This is a genomic window from Chryseobacterium sp. Y16C, from assembly GCF_022488405.1.
GTDB classification, from domain to species: Bacteria; Bacteroidota; Bacteroidia; order Flavobacteriales; family Weeksellaceae; genus Chryseobacterium; species Chryseobacterium geocarposphaerae.
The window spans coordinates 1,380,549-1,406,304 of sequence record NZ_CP092711.1 but is presented as its reverse complement, the minus strand read 5'-3'; the positions used below and the strand labels follow the sequence as shown (position 1 = coordinate 1,406,304).

Annotated in this window: 25 protein-coding genes; 12 read left to right on the top strand and 13 right to left on the bottom strand. The window is 36.7% G+C overall.

From position 1 onward, the window contains the following. Window position 1: 1 nt before the first annotated feature. The 8 genes from MKS83_RS06155 (at window position 2) to MKS83_RS06120 (ending at window position 8,277) form a co-directional block, all read left to right on the top strand. Window positions 2–2,245 (top strand): nitric-oxide reductase large subunit, encoded by a 2,244-nt coding sequence (locus MKS83_RS06155; RefSeq protein WP_042721883.1) that lies wholly within the window; start codon window positions 2–4, stop codon window positions 2,243–2,245. Window positions 2,246–2,301: 56 nt separating this feature from the next. Then, window positions 2,302–2,754, top strand: a complete 453-nt coding sequence (locus MKS83_RS06150) for a hemerythrin domain-containing protein (RefSeq protein ID WP_042721884.1) — start codon at window positions 2,302–2,304, stop codon at window positions 2,752–2,754. A gap of 24 nt (window positions 2,755–2,778) precedes the next feature. Next, window positions 2,779–3,003 carry a hypothetical protein gene (locus MKS83_RS06145; protein WP_042721885.1) on the top strand — a complete coding sequence of 75 codons (225 nt, stop codon included), beginning with the start codon at window positions 2,779–2,781 and terminating at the stop codon, window positions 3,001–3,003. 151 nt (window positions 3,004–3,154) lie between these two features. Then, a complete protein-coding gene (gene modA, locus MKS83_RS06140; protein ID WP_240582426.1) occupies window positions 3,155–3,907 on the top strand; it encodes a molybdate ABC transporter substrate-binding protein in 753 nt (250 codons plus the stop codon). Continuing rightward, a complete protein-coding gene (gene modB, locus MKS83_RS06135; protein WP_042721886.1) occupies window positions 3,908–4,591 on the top strand; it encodes a molybdate ABC transporter permease subunit in 684 nt (227 codons plus the stop codon). Then, window positions 4,588–5,208 carry an ATP-binding cassette domain-containing protein gene (locus MKS83_RS06130; RefSeq protein ID WP_042721887.1) on the top strand — a complete coding sequence of 207 codons (621 nt, stop codon included), beginning with the start codon at window positions 4,588–4,590 and terminating at the stop codon, window positions 5,206–5,208. Before modB ends, MKS83_RS06130 begins: the two co-directional genes overlap by 4 nt. 13 nt (window positions 5,209–5,221) lie before the next feature. Beyond that, entirely contained in the window at window positions 5,222–6,475 is a 1,254-nt protein-coding gene (locus tag MKS83_RS06125) for a hypothetical protein (RefSeq protein ID WP_240582425.1), read from the top strand. Then, the gene (locus MKS83_RS06120) at window positions 6,475–8,277 is read left to right on the top strand and encodes a hypothetical protein (RefSeq protein WP_240582424.1); all 1,803 of its coding nucleotides are present in this window, start codon (window positions 6,475–6,477) and stop codon (window positions 8,275–8,277) included. The genes MKS83_RS06125 and MKS83_RS06120 overlap by 1 nt, the downstream gene beginning before the upstream one ends. A 10-nt stretch (window positions 8,278–8,287) precedes the next feature. Here MKS83_RS06120 and MKS83_RS06115 read toward each other — a convergent pair whose 3' ends face one another. The 5 genes from MKS83_RS06115 to MKS83_RS06095 all read right to left on the bottom strand — a co-directional run bounded on the left by MKS83_RS06115 (window position 8,288) and on the right by MKS83_RS06095 (window position 13,514). After that, window positions 8,288–8,725 (bottom strand): RrF2 family transcriptional regulator, encoded by a 438-nt coding sequence (locus MKS83_RS06115; RefSeq protein ID WP_050009576.1) that lies wholly within the window; start codon window positions 8,723–8,725, stop codon window positions 8,288–8,290. Window positions 8,726–8,886: 161 nt separating this feature from the next. Further along, window positions 8,887–10,173, bottom strand: a complete 1,287-nt coding sequence (locus MKS83_RS06110; protein ID WP_240582423.1) for an alginate export family protein — start codon at window positions 10,171–10,173, stop codon at window positions 8,887–8,889. A gap of 4 nt (window positions 10,174–10,177) precedes the next feature. Continuing rightward, window positions 10,178–10,645: a hypothetical protein gene (locus tag MKS83_RS06105; protein WP_042721898.1), complete on the bottom strand. Its 468-nt coding sequence runs from the start codon at window positions 10,643–10,645 to the stop codon at window positions 10,178–10,180. A 19-nt stretch (window positions 10,646–10,664) separates the two neighbouring features. After that, on the bottom strand, window positions 10,665–11,996 hold the full coding sequence (locus MKS83_RS06100) for an MFS transporter (RefSeq protein ID WP_123263096.1): 1,332 nt from the start codon (window positions 11,994–11,996) through the stop codon (window positions 10,665–10,667). 30 nt (window positions 11,997–12,026) lie between these two features. Further along, window positions 12,027–13,514: an MFS transporter gene (locus tag MKS83_RS06095; RefSeq protein ID WP_240582422.1), complete on the bottom strand. Its 1,488-nt coding sequence runs from the start codon at window positions 13,512–13,514 to the stop codon at window positions 12,027–12,029. 363 nt (window positions 13,515–13,877) lie between these two features. Here MKS83_RS06095 and MKS83_RS06090 point away from each other — a divergent pair, with 363 nt between their 5' ends. Further along, window positions 13,878–14,306, top strand: a complete 429-nt coding sequence (locus tag MKS83_RS06090; protein WP_166668339.1) for a c-type cytochrome — start codon at window positions 13,878–13,880, stop codon at window positions 14,304–14,306. Beyond that, a complete protein-coding gene (locus MKS83_RS06085) occupies window positions 14,296–15,651 on the top strand; it encodes a cbb3-type cytochrome c oxidase subunit I (protein WP_050009579.1) in 1,356 nt (451 codons plus the stop codon). The genes MKS83_RS06090 and MKS83_RS06085 overlap by 11 nt, the downstream gene beginning before the upstream one ends. A gap of 817 nt (window positions 15,652–16,468) precedes the next feature. Here the strand turns inward: MKS83_RS06085 and MKS83_RS06080 are convergent. Genes MKS83_RS06080 through MKS83_RS06045 form a run of 8 tightly spaced genes read right to left on the bottom strand, consistent with a single transcriptional unit; the run spans window position 16,469 to window position 23,006 of the window. After that, window positions 16,469–17,116 carry a MarR family winged helix-turn-helix transcriptional regulator gene (locus tag MKS83_RS06080; RefSeq protein ID WP_123865286.1) on the bottom strand — a complete coding sequence of 216 codons (648 nt, stop codon included), beginning with the start codon at window positions 17,114–17,116 and terminating at the stop codon, window positions 16,469–16,471. A 40-nt stretch (window positions 17,117–17,156) separates the two neighbouring features. Continuing rightward, the gene (locus tag MKS83_RS06075) at window positions 17,157–17,855 is read right to left on the bottom strand and encodes an SDR family NAD(P)-dependent oxidoreductase (RefSeq protein WP_123865287.1); all 699 of its coding nucleotides are present in this window, start codon (window positions 17,853–17,855) and stop codon (window positions 17,157–17,159) included. 12 nt (window positions 17,856–17,867) lie between these two features. Then, window positions 17,868–18,149: a TIGR03643 family protein gene (locus MKS83_RS06070; protein ID WP_123865288.1), complete on the bottom strand. Its 282-nt coding sequence runs from the start codon at window positions 18,147–18,149 to the stop codon at window positions 17,868–17,870. After that, window positions 18,149–19,627, bottom strand: coding sequence for a cryptochrome/photolyase family protein (locus MKS83_RS06065; RefSeq protein WP_123865289.1), 1,479 nt, complete (start codon window positions 19,625–19,627; stop codon window positions 18,149–18,151). Before MKS83_RS06065 ends, MKS83_RS06070 begins: the two co-directional genes overlap by 1 nt. Beyond that, window positions 19,615–20,916: a DASH family cryptochrome gene (locus tag MKS83_RS06060; protein ID WP_240582421.1), complete on the bottom strand. Its 1,302-nt coding sequence runs from the start codon at window positions 20,914–20,916 to the stop codon at window positions 19,615–19,617. The genes MKS83_RS06065 and MKS83_RS06060 overlap by 13 nt, the downstream gene beginning before the upstream one ends. Beyond that, window positions 20,868–21,023 (bottom strand): DUF2256 domain-containing protein, encoded by a 156-nt coding sequence (locus tag MKS83_RS06055; protein ID WP_123865290.1) that lies wholly within the window; start codon window positions 21,021–21,023, stop codon window positions 20,868–20,870. The genes MKS83_RS06060 and MKS83_RS06055 overlap by 49 nt, the downstream gene beginning before the upstream one ends. Continuing rightward, window positions 21,024–22,346 (bottom strand): ABC1 kinase family protein, encoded by a 1,323-nt coding sequence (locus tag MKS83_RS06050; protein WP_123865291.1) that lies wholly within the window; start codon window positions 22,344–22,346, stop codon window positions 21,024–21,026. A gap of 3 nt (window positions 22,347–22,349) precedes the next feature. Beyond that, window positions 22,350–23,006, bottom strand: coding sequence for a TetR/AcrR family transcriptional regulator (locus MKS83_RS06045; protein ID WP_123865292.1), 657 nt, complete (start codon window positions 23,004–23,006; stop codon window positions 22,350–22,352). 93 nt (window positions 23,007–23,099) lie between these two features. Between MKS83_RS06045 and ribA the strand changes: the two genes are divergently transcribed. Both ribA and MKS83_RS06035 read left to right on the top strand, forming a co-directional pair. Beyond that, a complete protein-coding gene (gene ribA / locus MKS83_RS06040; RefSeq protein WP_240582420.1) occupies window positions 23,100–23,690 on the top strand; it encodes a GTP cyclohydrolase II in 591 nt (196 codons plus the stop codon). A gap of 37 nt (window positions 23,691–23,727) precedes the next feature. Next, entirely contained in the window at window positions 23,728–25,161 is a 1,434-nt protein-coding gene (locus tag MKS83_RS06035) for an SDR family oxidoreductase (RefSeq protein WP_240582419.1), read from the top strand. Window positions 25,162–25,756: the final 595 nt, after the last annotated feature.

The following is a 25,756-nucleotide window of genomic DNA, read 5'->3' as shown; positions in this document are numbered from 1 at the left end:
TATGACACCTAAAAAATTATGGATCTGGCTCACGGCGGTCATTCTGGGTTCCTTTGCGGTACTTATTTTCTATGGCGTGGAGATCTACAGAAAGATTCCGCCGGTTCCCGACAAAATTGTAACTACAGATGGTACCATTATAGCAACCGGACAGGACATCAAAGACGGACAAAATGTTTGGCAATCTATCGGGGGACAGACCGTTGGAAGTATATGGGGACACGGAGCATACATCGCGCCTGACTGGAGTGCCGACTATCTTCACCGCGAATCACTTCTTCTTCTGGAAGAACTGGCTAAAAAAGATGGAAAAGTTTATAAAGATTTATCCGACGATGAACAGGCGAAATACAAGGTTCTTCTGAAAAAAGAAATCCGCAAAAATACGTTGGACGAAGCCACAAACACCATTGTGATCAGTCCGGAACGTGCTAAAGTACAGGCAGAACTGGCTAAGTATTATGCAAAAATATTCATGGATGATCCGGAAATGGCAAAGCTGAGAGATCAATACGCTATTCCGAAAAATACAGTGAAGACTCCCGAAAGAATGGCAAAAATGAATGCCTTCTTCTCATGGGCAGCGTGGGTTTGTATCACAGATCGTCCCGGCGATGAGGTTTCATATACCAATAACTGGCCTCATGATGAGATGATCGGTAATATTCCGCCGCCTTCATTGCACTTATGGTCAGGTTTCAGTGTCCTGATGCTGTTGGGTTGTGTAGGTTTACTTGTATTTTATCATGCCCGTCATAAAGAAGAAGAACTCAGCGAGAAACTTCCGTTGGAAGATCCTTTAAGAAATATGAAGCCAACTCCTTCCATGAGGGCTACGTTAAAATATATCTGGGTTGTTGCTCTTCTGATCCTGGTTCAGATGCTTGCAGGGGTAGTTACCGCACATTACGGGGTAGAAGGAAGTGCTTTCTATGGATTTCCGCTGGATGAGATCCTGCCACAATCCATTTCCCGAAGCTGGCATGTTCAGCTGGCTATTTTCTGGATTGCAACCTCATGGTTGGCAACAGGATTATATATTGCACCTGCCGTTTCAGGATACGAACCAAAATATCAGGTACTTGGGGTGAATGTTTTATTCGGGGCATTGCTGATCGTGGTTTTAGGTTCATTGGCAGGACAATGGTTCGGAGTAATGCAGAAATTAGGTTATGTTGATAATTTCCTTTGGGGACATTCCGGATACGAATATGTAGAATTGGGTAGAGTATGGCAGATTTTACTATTGGTTGGGCTTATTTTGTGGTTGGTATTGATGATCAGAGCCTTATTACCTGCCTTGAAGAAAAAAGATGCCAACAGACATTTACTACTTTTATTCACGCTTTCTGCAGTAGCGATCGCATTGTTCTATGGAGCAGGATTAATGTACGGAAGACAAACACACATGGCAATTGCCGAATATTGGAGATGGTGGGTCGTACACCTTTGGGTAGAAGGTTTCTTTGAAGTATTTGCAACCGTTGTAGCAGCATTCTTATTTACAAGATTGGGATTATTAGGATTAAAATCCGCTACCAATGCCGTATTGTTCTCTACCATTATTTTCCTTGCAGGGGGTATCTTAGGAACATTCCACCACTTGTATTTCAGTGCTACACCTACCGCAGTATTGGCTTTAGGAGCTACATTCAGTGCATTGGAAATTGTTCCGTTGGTATTGATTGGGTTTGAAGCATGGCAAAATTATAAGATCAGTAAATCCACAAAATGGATCAGAGCTTACAAATGGCCGATCTACTGCTTCATTGCTATGTGTTTCTGGAATTTCTTAGGAGCAGGGATCTTTGGATTTGCGATTAATCCGCCGATTGCGCTATACTATATTCAGGGCTTGAATACAACAGCTGTACATGGTCATGCTGCATTATTCGGAGTGTACGGAATTTTAGGAATCGGATTGATGATGTTTGTATTGCGTGGATTGTATCCGGACAGGCACTGGAATGATAAACTCATTGGATGGGCATTCTGGCTTACCAACATCGGCTTATTGGTCATGGTTACCATCAGTTTACTTCCTATCGGCATCATGCAGTCTGTTGCATCTATTAAAGAAGGATATTGGTATGCCCGTTCCGCAGAATTCATGCAAACCGATATGATGCATACCTTACGCTGGCTGCGCGTTCCCGGGGATGTGTTGCTTGCTGTGGGAGAACTGTTGATCGTCATTTTCATTATCGGACTTAAAACAGGATGGTCATTAAAAGAAAAGAGATAATATAATCAACTTGAGCTGCTGCTGAAAGGCGGCAGTTCTTTTTAAAATTTGAAGATATGAAAAGGAATGAAAATTTAGTACCACTATCAAGAGATCATCATTTCGGATTGTTGTGCAGCTGGAAGATCCGTGAAGGGGTTAGAAAGAATATTACTTACGACAGGATCAAAAAATATATCAACTATTTTTGGCAGGAAAGCCTGAGCAAACATTTTGAAATAGAGGATACCGTATTGCCGGAACCGGAAAATGAAAGCCTTCAGTTTCAGATGCAGAAAGAACATTCTGAAATAAGAAAGCTGATTAATACTGTGAATCAATCTCAGAATCCCAGACTTTTAGAAGATTTTGCAGATGCTTTGAGCGGGCATATACGTTTTGAAGAACGAATGTATTTTCCACATCTGGAAAACCATTTATCAGATGATGAAATGACGGAAATAGGAAACAAACTGAGCCTTATCCATCAGAAAGAGCAGGACAACTATCCGGATCAGTTCTGGAAATGATTTTTATCATTAATTTTAAACAGTATGACTACTTATAAACAGGCAGGAATAGGCGAGTACCTCTATTTGGCAATGGGGATCTGCAACGGCCATAAAGTGGTGATGGGAGTAGGGTATACCTACGAATATGCTGATAAAAAGGCAAAAGAGTTTGAATTGGCAAGCAAACGATTGGTAAAATATGTTGACATTTCTGTGATAAAAACAGGAGAAAAAGAAAAATGCATGACCCTGAAAAAACTGGATTAATCTTCATTTTTCACGAAATGTTATTTGAATAATTCAACTTATACCCTTATCTTTGAAAAGAGATAAGAAAATCTTATTATAAATCTTTCTTTTCGTGCTACTTATGGACAGATTGATTCGATTCGGACATTTATTTTTTACCATTTTCACTTTGTTACTTTTTTTTGGCTGTAAAAAAGAATCTGGCCATCAGAAAAATAGCACACAAAATTCATTTGTTTCTGTTGCAGCAGCGGCTAACCTCAGAGATGTTCTGGAAGAATTAAAAAAACTTTATATAACGGAAAATCCCGGTAAAAAAATAGAACTTACCTTCGGATCTTCAGGATTATTGACTCAGCAGATCGTCAATGGAGCACCCTTTGATCTCTTTCTCTCCGCAGATTCCTCTTTCATAGAGAAAATTAAAAACGAAAACAGGAATTTCGGTAAAGCCGAAATATATGCATTAGGAAAAGTAGCGATGTGGAGCTCGGCATTTGATCTTTCAGAAGGTTTGCAAACATCATTGAACCCCGAAATAAAAAAAATCGCAATTGCTGATCCTGAATTGGCTCCATATGGGAAAAATACCGTTCAGGCTTTGAAAAATACAGGAATCTATCCAAAGATCGAACACAAAATAGTCTGGGCGGAAAACATTGGTCAGGCTGCACAATTTGCCGCTACAGGGAATGCTGATCTCGCTTTTATAGCCCTTTCTACAGCTATGAGCAAAGAAATGAAAGCTAAAGGGAATTATTATCTCTTGTCGGAGAACGAAGCAGCTTCAATCCCACAAAGCGGCATCCTGCTGAAAGGAAAAAAACAGACAGAAGCCAAGCAGTTCTTTGATTTTATAAGAAGCCGAAAAACAGCACAGATCTGGCAAAAATACGGATACCAAACTGAAATACGACACTAAATGCTAGATCAGGAATTTATCTACACATTATTCCTAACAGGAAAATTAGCATTGGTGACCACTTTGATACTGATCATCATAGGAATTCCTGTGGCATATTGGCTCACCTATTCCCGTTTCAAGCTGAAATTTGTTCTGGAAACTCTTATTTGTATGCCAATGGTACTGCCTCCTACCGTAATGGGATATTATCTTTTGGTGGCTTTCAGTCCGGAAAATGCGTTCGGGAAATATCTTCAGGAATGTTTCGATGTCCGGTTGGCTTTTTCGTTCAATGGAATTGTTGTGTCGAGTATTATTGCTAACCTTCCGTTTATGATCCAGCCTTTACAGAATGGATTTTCAGCGTTGCCTGATGAACTTAGACAAGCTTCCTACACGATGGGAAAATCAAAATTGGTTACCCTTTTCCGCGTGCTTATCCCCAATATAAAGACTTCCGTTATTACAGCTATTGCGCTCACTTTTGCGCATTGTATAGGGGAATTCGGGATTGTGATCATGGTGGGAGGAAATATTCCGAAGGAAACAAGAATTGCCTCAGTGGCTATTTACGATCAGGTTCAGGCACTTAATTTTGAAGCAGCCAATAAGTATGCATTTGTCCTTTTCATACTGTCTTTTTTAATCTTGCTTCTGATTTACAGTATTAACCGCAAAATTAACTTTACAACTTTCCGATGATTGAGATCCACCTAAAACATCAGATTTTTACCTCTTCGGGAAGTAAAATGTTAGAGGTTAATGAACAGCTGGAAACAGGTGGGATTATACACGTTTCCGGAGATTCGGGGATTGGAAAGACTGTGTTTTTTAAGATCATGGCAGGATTGCTTACTCCGAATTTTGGGGTGATTAACATCAACAACGAAACGGTATTGGATACTGAAAACCGGATTTTTCTTCCTCCGCAAAAACGTAATACAGCATTGATGTTTCAGAATTATGCTTTGTTTCCGAATATGACGGTAAGACAGAATATTACTTTTGCACAGAAGGAAAAAAACACTGAAAAAATCGATCGTTTACTGGAAAAATTTAACCTTAAAAACTTTGAAAATGTTTTCCCATCAAAACTTTCAGGAGGGCAACAGCAGAGGATTGCATTGGCAAGAGCTTTGGTTCAGGATGCTGAGATCATTCTCCTTGATGAACCGCTTTCCGCAGTGGATCCTTTAATGAGAAAAATAATGATGACGGAGATCGTTGAACATCAAAATAATGGAGCGACGGTTTTTATGACCAATCATAGCGAAGAGGAACTCAGTGCTTTTCCGTGTAGAAAATTGATGATTAAATGAAAATAATGTAGTAATGAAAAACTTTAATTTCTGGCTGAAGTTTTGCCTGTTCAATTTCTTCATAGTATCGGTGGTCGGTGTTATGATGAGGTATAATCTCGCATTTTCACTTCCGGGATTTTCTCATAAATTCATGCAGGAATCGCATTCTCATTTTGCATTTTACGGATGGGTTTCGGCAGCGATTTATCTTTTTGTTACGAAATACCTGACTGAAAGTGATGCTGGAATTGCCGTTTCAAAGTATCAGTTTTTGCAGATTTTTAATCAGATCGGTTCATACGGAATGCTGATTACTTTTCTTTATGGAGGGTATTTCTGGCTTTCCATCGTGTTTTCTTCAGTAGCTTTATTTACCGGTTTTGCTTATTATCTATTTTTACTGATTGATCTTAGGAAAAATAAGAATCCTGAAACCATTTGGCTGAAGTCAGGAGCATTCTTTGCTACATTGTCGGCGATCGGAATTTTCGGGTTGGGATATTTTTCGGCAAGGAAAGACGAGTTCGATGTGCTGTTCAGAGCTTCTACCTATTTTTATCTTCATTTTCAGTATAACGGATTTTTCCTGTTTTCCTCCATAGGTTTGTTTTTGATCTCCCTGAAAAAATACGGCGTTCAAATTCAGGAAAAACTGAATAAAACCATTTTCCGCTTATTGGCTGTTGGATGTTTTTTCGGATATGGACTTTCCATTTTATGGATAGATATGCCGGAGCTCCTTCACATCTTTTTCGGTGTGATTTCTATCCTTCAGATTATAGGAGCAATTAAACTTTGGAGATGGTTCGAGCAAACCAAACTATTCAAAAAACAGCATGTCATACAAAAATGGCTTCTTGTGGTTGTAGGCTTTGCATTTTTAGGAAAATTCATTCTTCAGATCTTATCGGCAATTCCTGAACTGGGAATTTACGCTTTCAGCAATATCAATATCGTGATCGGGTATTTGCACTTGGTTTTACTGATGGGAGTGAGTCTTTTCCTGATCTGGAAAATGCTGCATCTGGAAAATATCAAGATCAACAAATTCCTTCAGACCAGTATTGTGATCATGATCTTCGGGATCATATGTAATGAGGTTATTTTGGGACTTTCGGGATTCTTTTCCATCGTTTACATTCCATTTTTAAGTGCAAAATACTGGCTGCTTTTTGCTTCGGTGGTCATTATGATCTCGATCGGGATGTTTATCAGAGCTTTAAGAATAAAGAATTACATCAATAAAGAATTTAAAAATATCAATCTAAACCAATTTAATAAATAATGAACAAAAAACCAGTACACAATTTTCATATTCCTGTAATGGGACTGGCTTATACCATAGACAGTCCGATCCGTGTTGCCCAGTTTGGAATTTCTTCCGTAGTGTCTATTATCGATGATGAGATCGTGGAAAGAATGAGAGATTTTTACAGTAAGAAATTCAATTTTGATTATTCTGCCATTTCCATAAAATCGGAAGATCACAGAGCGAGAAGAATCACGGCATATCTGGATATGATGGATGATATTGTTACGAAAAAATGTAAAGATTTTAAAGAAGAAATTACCAAAAACACAGAAAGCTTAAAACAGTTTGTCGGAATGTTGCCGAGTACTTCCGATTTCAAAAAAGGATTACAGAACATTCTCGATAAGAAAAACGATCTCGCAGCAGACATTAAAAAATTCATTGATGAAAACCTTTTTCCGGGCGAAATTGATGTCAACATCATGACCAAAGTAGATAAGGACAACTTCGTGAAGGATGTACAGCTTCCTACGATTTATAATGATGCCCATGCTTCTCTGCGTGGTTTTGCGAAGAGTAAACTGTCCTCATCTGTAGTGTTTTCAGCAGGGATGAATCCCAGATTATACAGCTATCTGGAGGAATTTGAACACTTTTTTCCTAATGAAAACGGAGAACTGAAAAAGAAGATCATCATCAAGGTAAGTGATTTCCGTTCAGCGATGATCCAGGGAAATTTTCTTGCAAAAAAAGGACTTTGGGTTTCGGAATACAGAATAGAATCCGGTTTGAATTGTGGTGGTCATGCTTTTGCTACGGACGGACTTTTGATGGGTCCAATCATGGAGGAATTCAAACAAAAAAAGAGTGAACTCCAGTCTTCGGCATATTCTTTATGGAGCGAAGCATTGAAACAAAAGGGTAAAACGGCTCCTTCCGAGCCTTTAGACATTAAAATTTCTGTACAAGGCGGTGTAGGAACTTCTGAAGAACACGAATTTCTTCTCTCAAATTATAATGCAGACAGTGTAGGATGGGGTTCTCCGTTTTTGTTGGTTCCGGAAGCTACTTCTCTCGATCAGGAAACAAGAGATCTTCTGGTGAAAGGAAAAGAAGAAGACTTCTATCTGAGCAACATATCACCATTGGGAGTTCCGTTCAATACAATCAAAGGAACAAGCAATGAGATCATCAAGGAAAAAAATATAGCAAAAAGTAAGTTCGGGAGTTCATGTCCTAAAAAACTTTTGGCTTTAAGCAAAGAATTTGATCCGAAAGGAACCTGTACCGCTTCAAAAAAATATCAGGATATCAAAATGGATGAGCTGGAAAATAACAGAGCAAATCTTACAGATAAACAATACGAAAAAAGCAGAAAAAATATCACCGATAAATCCTGCCTTTGTGTAGGTCTTGTCAATTCCGCTTATCTGGAACACGGATTGCCGACAAAAGGTGAGAAACAGGGAGTTGTTATTTGCCCGGGACCTAATCTTAGCTTTTTCGACAGAGAACTTTCACTTTCGGAAATGGTTCGCCATATTTACGGATACGAAAATGTTTTGCGGGATGAACGCCGTCCAAATGTCTTTATCAACGAATTGAAACTGTATGTGGATCATCTTAAAAACGAAATAGCCGATTTTTCTGAAGAGATCACCAAATCTCAGGTGAAAAAATGGGAGAGCTTCAAAGCTAATTTACTGAAAGGAATTGCTTATTATGAAGATCTTTTTGCCCATACAAACTATTTCAGATCAAAAGTAGACCGTATTTTTTCTGAACTGAAATCATACAGATCAAAAATTGATCAGATCCAGATTCCGCAGTTATAAGCTGTAGAATTTAAAATACTCCTGGTTCATTCATCAGCTTCATTACACTTCCAAGATCTTTCAGATCTTTGATCTTATATTGGAACATGATCATCACTTTTTCCTTTACAGCAACAGCAAGGTGATGAATGGGACAGGGATTTTCCCCATTACATAAGGATAACCCTAAAAGACATGAGGTAAGAACTTCCTTACCTTCAAAATTTTCATAGATGTCTTTGATTGTCAGATTCTCAAATTGTTCATCATCGAGATAAAAACCACCACCTTTTCCTTTTCCTGAAGAAATCAGTTTTTTTCTGGTCATATGCTGTAAAATTTTAGAAGTGAAAGGGGTAGGGGTGCCTATTTTTTCCGAAATATCTGCGATCCCAATCTTCCGCCTTTCAATGGCAAGTATAATACATGCTTTTATTGCATACTGACATGTATTCGAAAATATCAACATTTATTCTTATTAATGATTAAACTACTAACTTGGTTGTAAAAATACAAAAACCTCGCCGAAACCATAGATTTTAGGAGATTCATATTTGGTATAAAGTTGAAGTGAAGCTTAAAAAAATGAAAGCCACTAAAATTCTAATGACTTTCATCGATCAAGACAAATTATTTCAGTTTGAAATTAGGCGCAATTTTCAGAGCAAGCCACGTCCACGTTTGCAGATCTTTTGGTTCTGAAACATTTTTAAGGACTTTCATACTGTCACTTGCAAACATAAAGGAATGACCTAGGTTTACCGTGATCACTTTCCAGAATTTTTGGATGAGAACCAGATCCAGTTCGCTTCCTAAATAAGATGAATATTTTTTTTCCAGATTATTCTCACCCAGTTTTCCGTTTGTAGTGAAAATGTGCAGGTTACCCGTAATTATGGAGTTAGAATTAAACTTAAAAGTAGATTTAAGATAATAATCATTCAACCCGAAACCGTTAAAATGGCTCGTTCCAAAATAAAAATAATCCATAAACCCATTATGCAGGTGATTGGTTCCATACAAAGGGCTGAACGATCTGTTTTCTCCGGAATAAGTATCATAACTCCTACCGGAAAGCCATTCCGTCCCGGCAACAATATTAATCTTTGGATGAATCAGAAAATCTGAATTGATTGAAAACTGATAAGCAGACTTGGTCTGAGCGCTTGTGTTTTTACCCGTTTGATAATATGCTGAACCGAAAAAACCGATGTTTTCGAAATATTTTTTCGCATTGATTCCCATTGTCAACATATCATAATGGGTACCTGATGGATTTTGCAAAATATTATTTAGAGCGATGGCCGAGAATTGGAATTTGTTGTTTCCGGTAAATTGATAATGCAAAACCTGAAGTGATTTTGTGATTTCTCCACCCTCCGAAATGCTGTAAATCTCTTTTTCGGACAAATCATTGGTATCATTATCATCATTGTTGTAGGTGATTGCAGCTTCGATTTTAGAATTCGGACTTAGGGTATAAATACCTTTCAAAGTTTCAAAACTTCGTCCCTGCATCATCCAATCCAATGTCCCAAGTAAACGTTCGTTGTCGTAGGAAAGAATCTGTTTCCCTAGTTTCAAAGAAAATTGGCCTGAAAACTGATATTTTGCCCAGGCTTCATGAATGGTGAAGTTCTGATTTTTTCCTGTATTGGAAGCTGTTTCTCCCCATGTTCTTACATCCTGTGCACTGAGGTAAACTTCCAGGTTTTTATAATAATAATCTATTCCGACTCGAGCACGGGAAAGAACAGTTGTCTCTGCAGATTTCCCTTTTGGAATGAGGGTTCTTGCTCCATTATCCAGTTCTGCTCGTGTTCGCAGATCAATGTTCATTTTCAGACTATCCATTTGTGCATTGGCCAATCCGAAAGCGAGGCTTAAAATGCCTAAAGTAATTTTGTTCTTAAACATTTCATTAAGGTTCAGCGGTTATTTTATAAGTTTGATGACAAGCAACACAGTTGTTGAGAAGTTCATTCATTTTCACCTGAATTTCCTGTCTGTCGTATTTTTGCTTGGCCATTTTTGACATTACATCAAAAAGTTCATGGGTATGAAAGCCCATTTGTTTGAACTCATAGGGTAAAGATCTTACCAATCCCTGAGGAATGGTATTTATCTTACAGGCTCCGGATTGCTGACCAACACCGGCGACCATATTGGGATCGTTTTTAGCAATTCCGTCATTGATCTTTTGTACACTTTCCAAGAAACCCCGCATTTCTGCCATCACATATTCACGGTTTTCTTTGGTCATTTTTATCTCGGATCTGCTGTCTTTTTTAATGATCACTTTTTCGCCCTGATAAAAGAATTTATAGACCAGAACAACATTCAGAATGATGGATATCATCATCATCAGTAACATGAGGTTTTTTTTCATTTTTTTTAAGTTTTTATTATTAACAAGGTCTTTCACATCCCGATTTGGTATAGAAATGCCAGTTGACAGCTGTAGCCATTACGCAACCCACTACCAAAAACCAGAAAAAGAGCCTTGAATCACCTGTCATCATTCTGGATTGTGTGATCAAAACATTGAACACAAAAGGTCCGAAAGCGGCCACTGCTGCAGTCCAGCCTATAACTCCGGCTGCTTTTCTCGGAGAATCTGAGAAAATGACTGGGAATTGCTTGAACGTTGCTGCATTTCCAATTCCTGTGAAGAAAAAGATGGCTAAAACGATAAATAGGAAACCCTCGAACTGATCGGGAGAAGTAGGTGTTAAATATCCTCCGAGAATCAATCTGCAAATCAGGATGATCAATGCTATTCCGGTAACCTGTGTAAGTAATGCACCTCCGATCTTATCAGCAACTTTTCCAAAGATCACTCTGGATGCTGAACCAATAAGCGGTCCGTAAAATGCAAACTGTAGCGGATCAAGGTTTTTGTCTAAAGGAACATACAGGTTTTTGATCATCATAGGGAAGGATGCCGAAAATCCTGCAAAAATCCCGAAGGTCATGATATAGGTCATTGTACAGTACAGGGTATGTTTATCCTTGAAGATGTCCAATTGCTCTTTGAAAGATGCTTTTACCGGAATACTTTTTAATGAGAACCATGCCCAGATTCCAATGATAAATAGTGGAATAACATAGATGAACGCAATATTTTCCAAGTAGATGGTTTTACCTGTTTCCACAATGATCTCGCCACCTCCCATGAATGAAAAGATACTTAAACTGATCACAAGTGGTGAAAGCAACTGTACCAGGCTTACTCCAAAATTACCGATTCCAGCCTGAATACCGAGTGCGGTTCCGGCTTCTTTTTTCGGGAAAAATAAGGATGTTGAAGGCATAAAAGATGAAAAGTCTCCACCACCGATTCCCAACAAGAATCCAATCACCATAAAATAAGTAAAGGATGTCTCAGGATTCATAACGGCAAATCCAAGCATGACCACAGGAATGATCTTGATGAGTGAACTGACAGAAACTACCTTTCTGGTACCATAGATAGGAATTAGAAATGTATTGACAATTCTTAGAAGCCCTCCCGCTAATCCGGGCATTGCTCCCATCCAGAATAGCTGGTCATCTGTGAACTGAAAGCCAATGTGAGGAAGTTTGATAACGATGACGCTGTATAAAAACCAGGTCGCGAAAGATAAGGTGAGAGCCGCAGTTGTAATGGTCAATGTTTTCCATGCTGTTTTTTTGCCGCTGCGTTTCCAGAATTCTTCGTTGGAAGAGTCATAGTTGGTGAGCCAATGTGAATCATTCATCTTTTTAGTTGTTTATTTTTGGGTTTAATGTTAATCTTTGTTGCAATTGACATGTTCAATTCTATCCTTGATGTGTGGTGCTTCTTTATGTGTCATTTTTTTGATTATTGTATTCATCCAGAAAAGAGATATGGCTGAAACCAGGAACACGAAAATCCATGAGCTGGTCCATAATCCTGAAAAATCTAGGAGATAACCAAATAAAATAGGTCCAATGAAGCCTCCTAAACCACCGATAAGCCCTACCATTCCACCAACAACACCCACTTCATTCGGAAAGTATTCAGGGATATGTTTGTAGACGGCCGCTTTACCGATTCCCCACATAATGCCAATAAGAATGACAAGAATGGAGAAAACCCATATATGTGCTTCAAATTTGATGAGGGTAACGCCCTGTGCTAAAAGTTGTTTTTTCTGTACTTTTTCATTGTGTTTTACCAAAACTTCCTGCCATGAAAATGATTTGGGTAATACAGAGGTTTGCTGAGGTATTTCAGGTTTTGAACTGATGCTGAATTCTCCGTTATCAAGAATAATCTTATCTTTTTCAATGGATTGAACTGTTCCTGTTTTTTTTGCAGTGATTCCTTTTCCCGGTGTCAAAATCTCCATTTTAGGAAGCATCAATAATCCGCTTAAGACCAGAGAAGAATAGAGTACCCAGTACATGACTTTTCTGGCCCCGAATTTATCTGAGAGATAGCCTCCAAATGCACGGATCACACCGCTCGGTAAACTGAATGCGGAAGTAAGAAGTCCTGCTAAAACCAATGAAGTTTGGTAAACACTTACATAATAAGGCAATAACCATTGTGAGAAAGCAACAAACAGGCCGAATACCAGAAAATAATACAGACCGAATCGCCAAACCCTGATTTTGCTTAAAGGATTAAGAAGCTGTTTTATTGATTTGTTCTGAACTGCTGCTTTTTTATTTTCAACAAAAAACAGGAATATAAATCCGATGATCGTTAACGTAATTCCGTAGATGATGGGAAGCATTCTCCATCCGTTTTCCGGATCATCAGCAGATAGATAATTGAGCAGAGTAGGAGCAAAAAATGTAGTAAGAGCAGCTCCTGCATTTCCCATTCCGAATATTCCCAATGCACGTCCCTGCCATTCTTTCGGGTACCAAGCAGAAGTGAAGGCAATACCTACGGCAAATGCTGTGCCCACCATTCCGAATAGGACACTTAATAACAAATAGATCCAATAAGAATCTGCAAAATATAATAAAAATAAAGGTATGCTGCAAAGTAAAAGTAAAGTTGAGAATACAGGTTTTCCTCCATATTTATCTGTTAAAATCCCTAAGGGAAGTCTCATGATAGAGCCTGAAAGAATAGGGATTCCCAAAAGCCAGCCTGTTTCTACCACAGACCAGTTGAAAATATTGTTGTCAACAAGATAAGTAACTAAAACACCGTTTAAAGTCCAACAGGCAAAACAGATCGTAAATGCCAAAGTATTCAGAAACAGAATTCTGTGGGCGGAAGATAAATTTGCGTTCATTGTTTCGGTTTTTTTTAATAATCTAGTTTACTTGCACAAAGATATTATAAATAAGACATTTTTGTCTTATTATAGATTTTTTTTCTATTTTTGTGTCATAAATCATGTTATTCTATACATAAAGCGATCAATGGAGTATATGATTCGAGGTTGTATTATCATCATTTCAAGTAATTAAAATATTCATTATGAGGAGTATTACGCGGATGGAAATTATCCTATATGTTCAGAAGCAGAAAAAAAGTACACATTTTTACTCAGCCTTATTCCGGCAGATCCCGGTACCTAACGTCCCCAATAGGAAGAATGTTTTATTTGGAGATCACTACAGACTTAGATTCATACAACATAATATCAATGAAGATGAATAAATACTACGCGGGCATCTTTCTTTTCATGGTTTTCATCTACGCATTCTACAATAGAGAAATTTATACTGAAAAGGCAGATTACGGTGATTTTAAGCTTTCAGAAAAAGCCTTGAACGGTGAGAGACTGTGGCTGGAAAATAATTGTAATGCTTGTCATCAACTGTATGGTCTGGGGGGATATTTAGGCCCGGATCTTACTAATGTTACGTCCAGGCCTGATAAAAGTGATGAATATCTAAAGGTAATGATGATCAGCGGGATCAAATCCATGCCCAAATTCGATTTTTCGCCTGATCAGCAGGACCAGATCCTACAATTTTTAAAAGAAGTTGATAGAACGGGGTATTATCCAACACAGAATGCTGTGATCAATTATGGCGGATGGGTAGACTATCCACAAAAAGTAAAAAATGAAAAATAACGCTTATCCTTTCTATTATATACTGATCGGGCTGCTGAGCCTGGTACTGTGTCTTTTAGTTGGTTTTTTATCTGGTGTACAGTATGCGGTTCCGGATTTTGCTAAAACCATATTTCCATTTACTGTTCTTCGGCCGTTACATACTCTTTTTGCCCTTTCATGGATCTTTATGACAGCTATTGGCGGGATTATGTGGTATATCCAGAATGATAAGACAAGCTCAGGGATTATGAAGTGGCAATTTTGGGTCTTTACATTTACGGGTATATTGATAGCGGCTTGTTATATATTCAAGAAATTTGAAGGAAAAGAATACCTTGAATTTCCTCATGGTTTCTATGTACCTATTCTTTTAGGATGGATCTTGTTCGGAATTTATTATTTTCGTGTGATGTGGCGTACTTTTTCCCGTTGGCCTGTATATTACTGGATGTGGGGAACGGGAATCGTATTGATGATTTTTCATTTTACAGAAGCTCACCTCTGGATCCTGCCTTACTTCAGAGAACACTATACTCAAAACCTTACGATGCAGTGGAAAGCAGGCGGTGCCTATGTAGGGGCATGGAATATGTTGGTATACGGTACCTCTATGTATGTAATGGAAAGAAACAGTGGAAAGTCAGGTTACAGCCATTCAAAAACGGGATTCTTTTTTTTCTTCCTCGGTCTTATTAATGTGATGTTCAATTGGGCACATCACATTTATCCCGTTCCGAATGCAGAATGGATCCGTTATTTAGCATATATCATCAGTATGACGGAATGGATCATCCTGCTAAGAATCATCTATCTTTGGAAAAAAGATATTCCGGCACAAAGTAAGAAACAGTTTTCAGTATCTTACCGTATGCTGATGTTATCAGAGTTATGGATCTTTCTGAACCTGTTTTTAGCATTGTTGATTTCCATTCCTGCCATTAATCTTTTTACACATGGAACACACATTACGGTGGCTCATTCTATGGGAACTATCATCGGGATTAATACCACTATTCTGTTGTCTTCTGTAAGTTTTATCCTGGAAATTGTAAAAGGAATGAGACCAAAAGTTAAAAAGACTATTTTTCTGGGAAGCCGGATCTTTAATGCTTCATTCTTAGGATTTTGGCTTATATTGCTGGTGATGGGAGTTAAACGTTCAAAATGGATTTACTTTTCAGATCAGATCTCTTTTGGTATGTTTCAGGATTCTATGCAAGTTTTACATATTATATTTGGCTTATTTGGAACTGGCTTAATCATAGGGATTTGTATTATAATCTATCCAATGATCGGCCACATCATTGTCATACTAGCTAGAAAACTGTATGGCAAACAATTTGAAAATAAATACATTAAATAGACATTTATTAAAATTAGTCAGGTGTGTATTTAGATTAAGTTTAGTTTTATTTTGTTCAGATTTCTTTTGAATGGAAAAAATTATATATTGGATCATTATAACAGCTGTTATTGGGGAAACAGTTCTAGTAATCGCGTGTGGAATAATTTCGCAAAATATTACTGATTGAGATTGTCCTCCTCATTTGAAAATAGCTGTTTCAATCCTCTTTCTTGCTTTAGATTTTGTTTTAGAAAACTTTAGAAATCATACTAATTTTTTCTTATATTATTAGAGGTAGGTTTAAATCGTGAAGAAAGGAGTTTCCTACGGATATAATGCTATTTTATACAGGCCTCTAAAAAAATACTGTAAAAGCTGCTATGAGCGATTTTGTCCAAAATTTTGAATCAACATAATCATATATTAAATACAGGCGGATAATTGAGACGAGATGATTACGTGGCGGAAAAAACAACAAAGAATTGATCTTCAAATGTCGGTTCTTTGACCCTAAAGAGTTCATCTTCAAACACTTTTATCGATGATTTGGTTCTTTTGAGCCAAATTAAACAAGAATTAGGAAAAGAGCTAAAGAATGCCCCAAAAAGTCGAATTTGATAGAGAAAGTTTTCAAACACCTAAAATGAATATTGTAGCTCAGTGTATCTACCAGTATAACAACGGATTATGAAATAAAAAAACCGACATCGAAGAGTGAAATCTTCAAATATTGGTCTTGTGAACTTGACAGGACTCTATGCAAACCATTTGTTGGAAGATATAGATAATACTTTGAAGGTATTAAGTGATATCTAAGTATATTATTAACTAAAATTCATCCGAAAATTTTAACAATCATATTAATATCAGCGCTTTTATAGTCAGCATAGATATGCGAATGAAATTCATTTAGTTTTTTCAAAATCCTCAGAAGTTCATTCTTTTCATCTTTTTCAAGCTTTCCGGATAAAATTTTTGAAGTTAAATTCACATCTGATACCGAGGCGTGGAAAATTTCTTCGCCTTTTTTAGTCAAATTAAGTCGTTTGCTGCGCTTATCGTCTTTATCATTTTTCTCCTCCAAAAATCCTGCTTCCAAAAGTCTTTTGATGATTTGAGTTCCGGTCTGCTTCTCGTGACCGTTTTTTTCGATCAACTGAATTTTCGTTAAAAAAGGTTCGTCTTTCAATCGGTACAGATAAGTAAATTCTTCATTCGCTAACTCAGGAAAATCTCCCAAACCTTTTCTTATCAGTAATTTAGAATATCGTCCTAATAAGAGAACCTGTTTGCAAATTTCATTTTCGGTAAATGAAACCTGATGTTTTTCATTCTTAAAAAGCTTGGTCGGACTCTCGTCGTAATATTTTTTATCATTCATCCAAATGCGGAAATCATCAACGGTAGAGTTGGGTTTGCAAGCATCAGAATTTTCAAATTCTTTGACTTGATGAAGTAATTCTATGATAAAATCAGTTTGCATCGCTGTAATTTATGGTAAAGATATTAGTTTTTGGGAATGGTTACAATTTGATGCTACTAATTCCGCCGTCAATCCCGATGATCTGTCCTGTGATCCACGATGAATTTTCATCTAATAAAAACTCTACCATTTTTGCGATTTCGTCGGCAGTCCCCACTCTTTGTAACGGATGTCTCTTTCCGGATGCTTCCCGTTTTTCAGGTGTTGAAAGAAGTGTTGAAGCGAGATTGGTATCCGTTAAAGAAAGTGCAATTGCATTCACTCTTACTTTCTGAGCAGACAATTCTGCGGCCAGACTTTTCGTTAAGCCTTCAACAGCACTTTTACTTGCAGAAATCGAGGCGTGAAAAGGCATTCCCAGCTTTGCAGCCACTGAACTGAACAATACAACAGAAGCACTTTCCGACTTCTTCAAATTAGGCAACAGTTTCTGAATCGTTTTCACTGCACCCAAAACATTGACTTCGAAATCGTTCTCAAAATCTTCAATCGAAAGACGGTTAAATGGTTTTAAATTAATGCTTCCCGGCGCATAGACCAATCCGTCAATAACTTCAGGGAATATAATTTCATTCAGATTCCCCGAAAGGATATCCATTGGATGAAATTGAATATTTAAATTTTTAATTTCAGGATTTTCTGTTCTTGAAATGCCGATCACATTGTGATTTTCCGACAGTATTTTTGCAGCAGCAAACCCAATTCCCTGTCCGCAACCGATAATGACTATGTTTTTCATTTTTGTAATATTTTACCGTTTTGAAATCTTATTATGACTGATTGCCTTTTGTCTCGTACATTTAAACCTGCTAATCTCAGGATTTCTCTTCATCAGATGTTTCTGGCTAATTCCCGAATTCACTCTCTTTCTCCAGAGCCGAAAACTTGATGGTTTCAGTTCTGTCCTCATCATTTCAATCACTTGAGATTCAGAAATACCAAACTGAAATTCTATCGCTTCAAACGGCGTTCGGTCTTCCCAAGCCATTTCAATAATACGGTCTGTCTGTATTAAATTAAATTCTTTCACCATTATTTTAAATTTTTAATCGTACGTTTCGCAATTTTAAAATATTCTGATTTTTTCTGATCCGTCATTTTGTCTAAAGTTCGCAACATCATTCCCAATCTCAGATTTGTTTTGAAAAATTCCTGTTTGTCATTCACAAAATTCCAAAAGAGGGCATCCCATTTTTCCGTCCAGTCGCGATCGGTGTAATCGCTCATTTTTTTAATGTAATTGCTTCCGCTGATGTACGGTTTTGTACTCATTTTTCCCCCGTCAGAAAAACTGCTCATTCCATAAACGTTCGGAACCATTACCCAATCGTAAGAATCGATGAACATTTCCATAAACCATTGATAAACGTCGTTGGGATTAAGATTCAACAAGTTCATAAAGTTGGCGAAAATCATTAAACGTTCGATGTGATGCGCATAACCGGTCTCCAAAACCTTTTTAATTGTGCTGTCAATCGGTTTAATTTCTGTCTTTCCAGTATAAAAAGATTCGGGTAGTGGATTATGATGTTTCCAATAATTTTTATTCCGCTGAAAAGTTCCCTGATAGAGATAAATTCCCCTCACGAATTCTCTCCAGCCCAAAATCTGCCGCACAAAACCTTCAAGAGAATTGACGGGAGTGTTATATTCTCCTGCATAATCAATCGCTTCTTTTAGAACGTTTTCGGCAGTCAAAAGTCCAATGTTTAACAATGGAGAAAGCACGCTGTGATGCAGAAAATGTTCACGCTCCACGATGCTGTCTTCGTAGATTCCAAAATCAGCAAACCGCAGTTCCAGAAATTGATTCAGCCAATTTTCTGCTTCTTTAAAAGTGACAGGATAGAGTTGGTGTGATGTCAAATTGCCATAATTTCCACTGAAGTTTTTCTCGGTGTAAATTTTCGCTTCCTCATAATATTTGCTGTTTTCAAGAAAGTGAACGGATGGCGCTTTTTTATTTTTAGGATATTTTTTACGGTTTTTTTTATCGAAAGTCCATTTTCCACCGATTGGTTTTCCGGCTTTCATCAGAATGTTTCGGGAAATTCTTTGCTGCTTGTAAAAATCAGTTTGATGATACGATTTTTTATCTTCAAAATAATCTTTTAAATCTTCCCGGGTATTGATAAACAGTGGACTTTCAAGAATTTCTAATTCTAGTTTCGTTTCCTTGATTCTTTTTTCAAGCCAATTGTCGCAAACATCTGTAATGAAGATTTTTTTAAATTTTTCTTTTTCTAAATGTTTAATTAAATTTCGTACATCAGAAAGTGGGGAAGTACTTTCAATATATCCAACTTTGAATTTTTTTTTGGTCAAGTATTCCTCATAAAATTTCATACTCGCCCTATGTAAGGCAATTTTCTGTTTGTGAAATTTGTATTGTTTAAAAAACAGAAATTCTTCCACCAGGAAAACCGGTTGATTTTTATCCAGATAATCCGTATCCTTAAAAAGCTGATGCGGAAATATCAATTGTGCCGTTGAAAATTTTACTTTAGCCATAAATTTCTGAATTTATATTCCGAATCGTATTGTTCAGCCTGTTTTGCAGCGTTAAAAGTTCTGCTTCTCGGGTCATTTCCAACTCCGGCGAGGTACATCCAGTTTCCGTAATTACTGTGAACATCGTAATCGATGAGCATTTCTTCAAAATAAGCAGCGCCGATTCTCCAATCCTGCTTCAGTATCTTGCAAAAATAGGAAGCTACATTTTGTCGTCCGCGGTTGCTCATCCAGCCTGTATTTTTAATTTCCAGCATATTCGCATTGATGAAATCGGAATCTGTCTCGCCGTTGATCCATTGATTGATTAAATTTTGGTCAGATTTCCACTCATAATCCCGATCTAAAATTCCGTTTTTCTGAAATATTTTCTCCCGAAACTGCATCGAAGTATATTTAAAAAAATCCCGCCAAAGTAATTCAAAAACAAGCCAGTACGTTGATTCATTCTCTCCAAATTCCGCTTCATATCTCTTGATTTCGTGGAAAACAGGTACTGCAGACAAACTTCCATTGGCAAGCCACACAGAAAATTTGCTGCTGTAGTCTTTATCAATTAAACCATTTCTTGTCTCTTTATAACAGCCTAAATTTTGAGTTTCAAAAAAGTAATGATTCAACCGTTCCCATCCTTCAGTTTCTCCACCTGAAAATGGAAAAGCCGTGGATTGATGCATTTCAAATTCATCAAAACCTAAAGTCTGTAATGAAATATTGTCGCTGTTTATTTTTAAATCTAATATGGATTTATTATAAACCAGATGTTCAGAATCAAACTCATTTCTGATTTTAAAATCTTTCTCTGTTTTTTGTCTGAATGTTGTAAACAACAAAGGAATTTCATCTAATTTTACCTTTACGAATTGTGGTTGAAGCAAAAGTTGAGAATAAGATTTCACCCATTTTACAGCAGGCAAAAATGCCTTAATTTGATTCACAACTTCAAGTTCTTCCTTCGTCCACTCTCTCTGACAGAATATTTTTTCAACCTCAAAATCTTCGGAAATCTGCTTAAAAATATCTTGAACTTGACCAAATTTTTTTAGAAACGGAATCTTTTTTTTCTTTAAATTATTTTCCAAATCCGAAACCGTCTCCAGCAAAAATTTAGCCCGAAATTTCCCAATTTTCCTAAAACTGAATTGTGTCGAATTGAAAAAAGTTGCGTCAAAAATATATACCGCAAGGAAAGGCAAATCTTCTCGCATTATTTTGAAAAGCGATTCGTTGTCTCTGATTCTTAAATTGTTCCCGAACCAGAGGATGTTGATTTTTTGTTTTTCCGGCATTTTTCGCTGCAATATTTTACTTCGTCCCAGTTTTTCCTCCACTTTTTCCTCCAATTGAAAGGCAGTCCGCAGACCTCACAAATCTTTGAAGGTAAGTTGGCCGGCATTTATTGGATAAAATTTTTATATTGACTGATCACAATATTTTTCGCTTTCAAATCGTGCATCATATTGTACAAACCAAAAAATGTACGGTTCAGATAAATGAAATGTTTCGAACCTCTGTTGGTATTCATTCCTTTCATATCGCTGATTTTGGCATATTTCTGACCCAGATCAGCAATTTCCTGAAAGAACGATTCATCAGAGAAATCAAAAATTTCTTTGTTGAAAGGTCTTGTGAACAGTTCCAATAGTTCGTAGAATAACTTGATGAAAAATTCCTGTTCCTTTGCAGAGTCATTAGCACTCAAAATCTCGAGCTCAAATAATTTTTCTTTGTAAAATTCAGGATTATTCAGATTTTCAAGTTGAGCCAATTCAAAATAGGGTTTGTAAAAGTCAATTGGAATTTCTTTGATACATCCGAAATCAATCACGAGCAGTTTTTTATCTTCTGAAACCAGGAAATTACCTGGATGTGGGTCTGCGTGAACCAGTTTCAAAACGTGCATTTGGTACATATAGAAATCCCAGAGTGTCTGTCCGATTTTGTTCAAATCTTCCTTAGAATTGTCCAATTTTGTGAATTCCGAGAAATGTTTTCCGTTCATCCAATCCATCGTGATGATTCTTTCACACGAAAATTCAGGGTAATATTTTGGGAAATCGAGATTCGGAAGATGAGCACATTTTTCAGAAATTTCTTTGCTTCTTTTCAGTTCCAGATCGTAATCCGTCTCTTCAAACAGTTTATTTTCCACTTCCTGAAAATAAGATTCTGAACCTTCTTTTTTGATGTTAAACATTTTCATCGCAATCGGTTTTACCATTTTTAAATCGCTTGAAATGCTTTCTCTCACGCCGGGATATTGAATTTTCACGGCAAAGTTTTGACCGTCTTTTTTCGCTTTATGAACCTGTCCGATACTTGCCGCGTTGACGGATTCATTCGTAAATTCATCAAATAAATCTTCCGGATTTTTTCCAAAATATTTTCTGAAAGTCTTTTTTACCAAAGCGCCGGAAAGCGGCGGAACCGAAAATTGCGACAAAGAAAATTTCTCAACATAAGCTTGCGGAAGAATGTTTTTCTCCATACTTAACATCTGGGCAACTTTCAGGGCTGAACCTTTCAGTTCTTTCAGAGAATCATAAATGTCGGTGGCGTTGTCTTCATTCAAAGTCTTTCTTGCTTCGTCCTCATTTTTATCCTTCGTGATTTTATTTCCGTAGTATTTGATATAATTAACACCGACTTTTGCTCCCGCTTTCAGCAAACTGCTGGTTCTTTCTAATTTTCCGGTTGGTATTTTACTGAGTGTTTTCATCTACTATTTTTTAAATTTTTCTTTAAATAAAAACTTTCCGAGATCAACTACTTTTCGCAAAGGTTCATTATCCATCAGTTCAAATCCTGTATCAATTGTTTTTTCAATGAAAATATCTGTCTTTTCAAATGAGGGAGATGTGTCTTTTTTCCAAAATTCGATGGCGGAGACCAAATGCAACCACAAAGCTTCTTCACGAGCTTTTTGATGGAAATTTTTCACATCATCTTTTGCTTTTTGAATCATTTCCCAATCATTAAAACCGAGAGTTCTGATGAATTGCCGATGTGTTTCCTTAAGCTGATTTGACATTTTTGCCGAATGTAATTTGTTATTTCCTAAAATCATCAAAACCAAAGAACGGTTCATCGCCATATTTTCAAAAAAGATGAAATAAACATTCAACAGTTTTTCTTTGGAAGTAATTTCATCAGAACTGTTAACTTCCGAAGCCAGCTCTACAGACTTATCGAAGAGATTGGCCAACATTGATTTTTCTATCTGTTCAAAGCTTGAAAAGTAATCGTAGAAGTCTTTTTCTTCGAACTCATTGTCTTTTGCGAAGCAGTAAATGCTTTTTGGTCTTTCGCCGTGATTCAAGATATAATCGCCGTACAATTCAAATATTTTGTGTTCTGTAATTATATTTTCTTGTTCCATTATTGATATTATTTATCAACAAATTTAGTAATTAATTTTACTAATTAAATAAAGTATAAATTTGTACTATTATAACGATCTAAAATATAACTAATGCTTACAATACAGGCTCAATCTAATGTACCAACCGATTTTGGAATGTTTACCGTCTATGCATTTTCAGAAAATGAAAATGACTGGAGTCCACATTTGGTTTGGGTTGCTGAAAAAACAGATTTTAACGAAGTTGTTAACGTACGTTTCCATTCAGAGTGCATTACCGGAGAAGTTTTTCATTCGAGGAAATGTGAATGCGGGCAACAACTTGATGCCGCAATGAAGTTTATGTCGGAAAACGGAGGAATGATTATTTATCTCAGACAGGAAGGCAGAAATATAGGAATCATCAATAAATTAAAAGCTTATGCTCTTCAGGAAAAAGGTTTTGATACAGTAGAAGCTAATTTGAGATTAGGCTTACCGGCGGACGGTAGAAATTTTGATGTCGCAATCGAGATGTTGAAAATTCTTAAAGTTACTGAAGTAAATTTGTTGACCAATAATCCAGAAAAACTGAAAGCTTTCTACAACAGCGGAATTTTGCTTAATAAAAGAATTCCTTTGGAAATTGAATCAAATCCTGTCAATTTGTCTTATCTTACGACAAAGAAAGATTATTTCGGGCATCTTTTAGAAAAGATTTAAAATTCAAAAAAATCTTTAACTGATTCAAATTAATCTCATGAAAAAAATTTTATTAACAGGAGCAACAGGTTATATCGGGAAAAGGATGGTCAGTGTGATTACAGAGCAAGGTTACAAAGTGCTCTGCTGCTGCCGTGACGTTAGCCGGTTTTCTAAACCTGCAGGAATCAAAGATGATTTGATAGAAGTTATAGAAGTTGATTTCTTGAAAGAGGAATCTTTAAAGAATATTCCGGCGGATATTTCAGGGGCGTATTATCTAATGCATTCTATGAGTGCGAATGGTGATTACGAAGAATCAGAGAAAATCTGTGCTCAGAATTTTGTTTCAGCAATTGAAAAGACGGATTGCAAACACATTATATATCTATCAGGATTAGTCAATCAGAAAGAATTGTCAAAGCATTTGAATTCAAGATTTAATGTTGAAAAGATCTTAATTGAATCTAAAATTCCAACAACGGTTTTACGAGCTGGGATTATCATCGGTTCCGGAAGTGCATCATTTGAAATCATTAGAGATTTGGTTGAAAAACTACCGATAATGATTACGCCAAAATGGCTCAATACCAAATGTCAACCCATAGGAATTGCGAATGTTTTAGATTTTTTAATTTTTACTTTGTTCAAAAAAGAAACATACCGTAAAAGTTTTGATATTGGCTGTGATGATGTCTTGACTTACAAAGAAATATTGCTGGGTTTCGCGAAAATCCGAGGTTTGAAACGAACCATTATTACAATGCCGGTAATGACCCCAAAATTGTCTTCCTACTGGTTATATTTCATTACTTCAACCACTTACAGCTTGGCAAGTTCACTTGTTGGAAGTATGAAAATTGAGGTAGTCTGCAACAAAGAAAGTTTATCAGAGATTAAAAAAATAACCGGAATACAGCCATTTTCTTACACACAGGCTTTGGAGAGAACGATGGCAAAGATTCAGGCCAACGAAATTCGTTCCAGCTGGAAAGACAGTTTTATAAGCAGCAGAAATGATTCTTCCCTGAAGGAATTTATTGAAGTTCCACATTTTGGCTGTTTTAAAGACGTTCGAAGTGAAAAATATGACGACCGTGAAAAATGTCTCGACCGTGTGTTTGGTTTGGGCGGCAAAAACGGATGGTACGGACAAAACCTTTGGAAAATACGAGGTTATATGGATGTCTTGGTTGGTGGTCCTGGATTGAGAAGAGGAAGAACGCATCCGCTGCAACTTCACGAAGGTGACGCTTTGGATTTTTGGCGTGTGCTTTATGCCAGTAGGGAAGAAGGTAAATTAATTCTTATTGCTGAAATGAAACTGCCCGGAGAAGCTTGGCTGATGTTCAAGCTATATAAGGGCAAACTCTGGCAGAAGGCAGTTTTTCGACCAAAAGGATTGTGGGGAAGGTTGTATTGGTTTTCTGTATTGCCTTTTCATGGATTGATCTTTAAAGGGATGGTGAGAAAATTGGCTGCGGATCATTAAATGAGTTTGGTTCATAAAAAAACCTTTTGAACATAGGAAAAGTAGATTTCAGCAAAATCCTTTATGATAGTGTTATTGAAGGTAAATAATATTAGAAAGAGACCTTTAAAAATATCATCTATATGGTACATTTAATTGTATAGTTCGTTTTTTTGATTTATACATCTAAATATATTACTGCCATTTCTTATTTCCTTAAAATGGATTTACTAAAACAATAAAAATTCTGATTTGGCTTATTTTGGAATCAAAAGCAAACAAAATGGCTCAATTTGGATTAAATTGAAGCCATTTTGGGTGTTTGTGACCAAGGCGAGTGTATCTTCAAACACTTTTATCGATGATTTAATTCGTTTGAGCCAATTTAAAAGAGAATTGAATCGTTATGCTTTGTAGACAAATTTTGGTACCTTAATTATCCAACTTTTTTACAATTTAGTTTCGGTTTATAATATAAAGTTATATTAGTATCTTGCATTCTTGTTTTGCGTTATCTGTCTGTAATATAGAATTAGAAAATACTGAATTGTAAAATGAAAGTATATAAAATGTGAAGAATATATAGTTGATTTTTTATTATATTTACAAAAAACGC

What these genes read in the sequence shown, in the direction of transcription:
- MKS83_RS06105 (WP_042721898.1), bottom strand. Translation starts at nt 10,645, where the DNA reads ATGAAAAAAAACCTCATGTTACTGATGATGATGATATCCATCATTCTG.
- MKS83_RS06145 (WP_042721885.1), top strand. Translation starts at nt 2,779, where the DNA reads ATGACTACTTATAAACAGGCAGGAATAGGCGAGTACCTCTATTTGGCA.
- MKS83_RS06060 (WP_240582421.1), bottom strand. Translation starts at nt 20,916, where the DNA reads ATGCCGGAAAAACAAAAAATCAACATCCTCTGGTTCGGGAACAATTTA.
- MKS83_RS06100 (WP_123263096.1), bottom strand. Translation starts at nt 11,996, where the DNA reads ATGAATGATTCACATTGGCTCACCAACTATGACTCTTCCAACGAAGAA.
- MKS83_RS06085 (WP_050009579.1), top strand. Translation starts at nt 14,296, where the DNA reads ATGAAAAATAACGCTTATCCTTTCTATTATATACTGATCGGGCTGCTG.
- MKS83_RS06055 (WP_123865290.1), bottom strand. Translation starts at nt 21,023, where the DNA reads ATGCCGGCCAACTTACCTTCAAAGATTTGTGAGGTCTGCGGACTGCCT.
- MKS83_RS06095 (WP_240582422.1), bottom strand. Translation starts at nt 13,514, where the DNA reads ATGAACGCAAATTTATCTTCCGCCCACAGAATTCTGTTTCTGAATACT.
- MKS83_RS06075 (WP_123865287.1), bottom strand. Translation starts at nt 17,855, where the DNA reads ATGAAAAACATAGTCATTATCGGTTGCGGACAGGGAATTGGGTTTGCT.
- MKS83_RS06110 (WP_240582423.1), bottom strand. Translation starts at nt 10,173, where the DNA reads ATGTTTAAGAACAAAATTACTTTAGGCATTTTAAGCCTCGCTTTCGGA.
- MKS83_RS06035 (WP_240582419.1), top strand. Translation starts at nt 23,728, where the DNA reads ATGAAAAAAATTTTATTAACAGGAGCAACAGGTTATATCGGGAAAAGG.
- MKS83_RS06090 (WP_166668339.1), top strand. Translation starts at nt 13,878, where the DNA reads ATGAATAAATACTACGCGGGCATCTTTCTTTTCATGGTTTTCATCTAC.
- MKS83_RS06120 (WP_240582424.1), top strand. Translation starts at nt 6,475, where the DNA reads ATGAACAAAAAACCAGTACACAATTTTCATATTCCTGTAATGGGACTG.
- MKS83_RS06065 (WP_123865289.1), bottom strand. Translation starts at nt 19,627, where the DNA reads ATGGCTAAAGTAAAATTTTCAACGGCACAATTGATATTTCCGCATCAG.
- MKS83_RS06155 (WP_042721883.1), top strand. Translation starts at nt 2, where the DNA reads ATGACACCTAAAAAATTATGGATCTGGCTCACGGCGGTCATTCTGGGT.
- MKS83_RS06045 (WP_123865292.1), bottom strand. Translation starts at nt 23,006, where the DNA reads ATGGAACAAGAAAATATAATTACAGAACACAAAATATTTGAATTGTAC.
- MKS83_RS06150 (WP_042721884.1), top strand. Translation starts at nt 2,302, where the DNA reads ATGAAAAGGAATGAAAATTTAGTACCACTATCAAGAGATCATCATTTC.
- MKS83_RS06125 (WP_240582425.1), top strand. Translation starts at nt 5,222, where the DNA reads ATGAAAAACTTTAATTTCTGGCTGAAGTTTTGCCTGTTCAATTTCTTC.
- ribA (WP_240582420.1), top strand. Translation starts at nt 23,100, where the DNA reads ATGCTTACAATACAGGCTCAATCTAATGTACCAACCGATTTTGGAATG.
- MKS83_RS06070 (WP_123865288.1), bottom strand. Translation starts at nt 18,149, where the DNA reads ATGGTGAAAGAATTTAATTTAATACAGACAGACCGTATTATTGAAATG.
- MKS83_RS06080 (WP_123865286.1), bottom strand. Translation starts at nt 17,116, where the DNA reads ATGCAAACTGATTTTATCATAGAATTACTTCATCAAGTCAAAGAATTT.
- MKS83_RS06115 (WP_050009576.1), bottom strand. Translation starts at nt 8,725, where the DNA reads ATGTTGATATTTTCGAATACATGTCAGTATGCAATAAAAGCATGTATT.
- modB (WP_042721886.1), top strand. Translation starts at nt 3,908, where the DNA reads ATGCTAGATCAGGAATTTATCTACACATTATTCCTAACAGGAAAATTA.
- MKS83_RS06130 (WP_042721887.1), top strand. Translation starts at nt 4,588, where the DNA reads ATGATTGAGATCCACCTAAAACATCAGATTTTTACCTCTTCGGGAAGT.
- MKS83_RS06050 (WP_123865291.1), bottom strand. Translation starts at nt 22,346, where the DNA reads ATGAAAACACTCAGTAAAATACCAACCGGAAAATTAGAAAGAACCAGC.